Annotated in this window: 3 protein-coding genes; all 3 read left to right on the forward strand. The window is 70.9% G+C overall.

The window, feature by feature from the left end; translation table 11 throughout:
- Positions 1 to 1,373, forward strand: a 1,373-nt coding sequence (locus GTR00_RS17400) for an extracellular solute-binding protein (RefSeq protein ID WP_323132571.1), incomplete at its 5' end; no start/stop codon positions are given.
- Positions 1,374 to 1,407: 34 nt separating this feature from the next.
- On the forward strand, positions 1,408 to 2,403 hold the full coding sequence (locus GTR00_RS17405) for a carbohydrate ABC transporter permease (RefSeq protein ID WP_323132572.1): 996 nt from the start codon (positions 1,408 to 1,410) through the stop codon (positions 2,401 to 2,403).
- Positions 2,400 to 3,301: carbohydrate ABC transporter permease (locus GTR00_RS17410; protein WP_323132573.1), on the forward strand; the 902-nt coding region annotated here is incomplete at its 3' end. The genes GTR00_RS17405 and GTR00_RS17410, both read left to right, overlap by 4 nt.

The following is a 3,301-nucleotide window of genomic DNA, read 5'->3' on the forward strand; positions in this document are numbered from 1 at the left end:
TGCTGGTGGTGTGCTTCACGACGAGTCCTTCCGTGGAGTGCCCCGCCGTCCGCGCGCCGGCCGGGCACTCCACGGAAGGACTCGTCGTGAAGCACACCACCAGCAGGTTCACGAAGGTGCTGGCGCTCGGCGCCGCCCTCACGCTCGGCCTCACCGCCTGCGGCGGGGAGTCCTCCTCGTCCACGCCCTCCGAGCCCACCGGCCAGGACGTGCGGGTCTGGTTCATGAAGGACTCCGTGCCCGACTCGGCCCAGCAGTGGCTCAAGACCGAGTTCGAGGAGCAGAACCCCGGCTCCACGCTGACCGTCGAGGTGCAGCAGTGGAACGGCATCGTGCAGAAGCTGCAGACCAGCCTGGCCAGCCAGGACGAGAGCCCCGACATCGTCGAGGTCGGCAACACCCAGGTCGCCACCTTCTCCTCGGTCGGCGCCTTCGCCGACATCAGCGACCTCGAGGACGACCTCGGCGGCGACGACCTCATCCAGAGCTTCCTCGACGCCGGCTCGTGGGAGGGCGAGCTGTACGCCGCGCCGTTCTACGCCGGCGCCCGCGTCGTCTACTACCGCACCGACCTGTTCCAGCAGGCCGGCATCGCCGTGCCCACCACCATCGAGGAGCTGGGCGAGGCGGCGAAGAAGCTGCAGGCCGCCAACCCCGAGGGCACCCCCGACTTCTCCGGCATGTACCTGGCCGGCGCCGACCCGCACACCAACGAGGGCTGGCTGTTCACCTACGGCGGGCAGTACGCCGAGCAGGAGGGCGAGGAGTGGGTGGGCCGGCTGTCCACCCCCGAGTCGATCGCCGCCCTCACCGAGGTGCAGGACCTCTACGGCAGCGCGACCAGGTACGCCCTGGACAGCAACGAGAACGCCCAGGTCGCCTACGAGCTGTTCAACGAGGGCAAGGTCGGCATCTACAGCTCCCTCAACTACGCCGTCGGCAAGATCGACAAGGCGATGTGGGACGCCGGCGAGGTCGGCGTCATGCCGCTGCCCGGCCTGCAGCCCGGCACCCTGGGCAAGACGTTCTCCGGCGGCTCCAGCATCGGCATCTCCGCCAACAACCACGACCAGGAGCTGTCCGAGGCGGCGCTGAAGCTCATCTACTCGGAGGACTTCCAGACGAAGCTGGCCGCCGAGTCCGGCTGGATCCCCGGCAACACCACCTACGCCTCGGCGCTGACCGGCCCCACCGCGGCCATCTCGCAGGACGTCGTGCAGAACTCCGAGCTGACCCCCAACAGCCCGCAGTGGGGCGTCGTGGACGGCAACAACGTGCCCCGCGACTTCTGGGTGCGCATCGCGCGCGGCGAGGACGTCGCGACGGTGGCCGAGGAGACCGACGCGACGCTCGAGGAGCAGCTCAACGGCTGAGACCGGCCCCGGCCGGCAGGAGGAAGGAGAGCAGGTGCCCGACCAGCTGACCCCCGAACGCCTCGGCGCGCAGCTCGCCGCGGGGGCCCCGGCCCCCGGCGGCGCGGCGGCCGCCCCCCCGGTGCGCCCGCGACGGCGCAGCCTCGGGCACCGCCTGACGCCCTACCTCCTGCTGGCCCTGCCGGTGCTGCTGGTGTGCCTGGCGCTGGGCTACCCGGTGGTGCGCCAGGTCGTCATGTCGTTCCAGGAGTTCGGCCTCGCCCAGCAGTTCGGGCGGCCACCGGAGTTCGTCGGCCTGCAGAACTACGCCGAGGTGGTCACCGACGGCTACTTCTGGGTGGTGGTGGCCCGCTCCATCGCCTTCTGCGCCGTCTGCGCCGCCGTCACCATGGCGTTCGGCGTCGGCTTCGCGGTGCTGATGCAGCAGGTCTCCCGCGTGCCGCGGGTGCTGCTGCAGTCCGCGCTCGTGCTGGCCTGGGCGATGCCGCCCATCGCGGCGCTGACCGTCTACACCTGGCTCGTCGAGCCGCGCTACGGGTTCGTCAACTGGCTGCTCAGCGCCGTCGGGCTGCCGTTCCAGGGGTACGCGTGGCTGGCGGCCAGCCAGTGGACGTTCTTCCTCGTCGCCGCCGTCGCCGTGGTCTGGACGTCGGTGCCGCTGGTGACGCTGTCGGTGTACGCCGCGCTCACCCAGGTCGACGAGTCGATCGTCGAGGCCGCCGAGATCGACGGCGCCGGCGGCGGGCAGCGGCTGCGCCACGTCGTCCTGCCGATCGTGCGCCCCGTGGTCCTGCTGCTGCTCATGCTGCAGATCATCTGGGACATGAGGGTGTTCACCCAGATCAAGGTGCTGCAGGCCGCTGCCGGCAACAACGAGCGCACCAACCTGCTGGGCACCTACGTGTACGAGACCGGCATCGGCGGCGGCGACTACGGCATGGCCTCCGCGCTGGCCACCGTCATGCTCGTGCTGGTGCTGGCCATGACCTGGCGCTACCTGCGCACGCTGATGAAGCAGGGGGACCTGTGAGCACCACGACCACGACCACGCCCGGCCACCTCCAGCGCGGCCGGCGCGCGCCGGCCCCCTCGGCCCGCTCGGCGAAGAACCGCCACCGCCGCCTGTGGAACCTCCTGGCCGTGCTCTTCGCGGCCCTGTGGGCCTTCCCGCTGTACTGGATGCTCAACTCCGCGCTCATGCCCGCCGAGCGGCTGCGGCAGAACCCCCCGCTGCTGGCGCCGCTGCAGCCGACGTTCGACTCCTTCGCCGGCATCCTGTCCGACCGGGTGTTCTGGACCTCCCTGGGCTTCAGCGCGGCCGTCACCCTCCTGGCCGTCCTGATCGCCGTCGTCGCCGCCACCCTGGCCGCGGTCACCCTGAGCCGGTTCCGCTTCGCCGGCCGGCGCGGCGTCGTCGTCGCCGTGCTCGTGGTGCAGATGATCCCCGCCGAGGCGCTGTTCATCTCCCAGTACCGCATGCTCGACGGGTGGGGCCTGCTGAACTCCGTCGCCGGCCTGTCCCTGCTCTACGTCGGGCTGGTGCTGCCGTTCACCGCCTGGATGCTCAAGGGCTTCGTGGACGGGGTGCCGGTGGAGCTGGAGGAGGCGGCGATGGTGGACGGCTGCGGCCGCGTCGGCGCGTTCTTCCGCGTGACGTTCCCCCTGCTGGGGCCCGGGCTGGTCGCCACCGGCGTCTTCGGCTTCCTCGTGGCCTGGAACGAGTACACCCTCGCCTTCGTCATGCTCGCCTCCGGCGACCGCCTCACCCTGCCGGTGTGGCTGCAGACCTTCTCCTCCAACGTGCAGGAGACCGACTGGTCCGGCGTCATGGCCGGCTCCAGCCTCATCGCCGTCCCCGTCATCGTCCTGTTCCTGCTCGTGCAGAACGCCATGACCAAGGGCATGGTGGCCGGAGCCGTCAAGGGCTG

It is taken from the genome of Kineococcus indalonis (assembly GCF_009906395.1).
GTDB lineage: Bacteria > Actinomycetota > Actinomycetes > Actinomycetales > Kineococcaceae > Kineococcus > Kineococcus indalonis.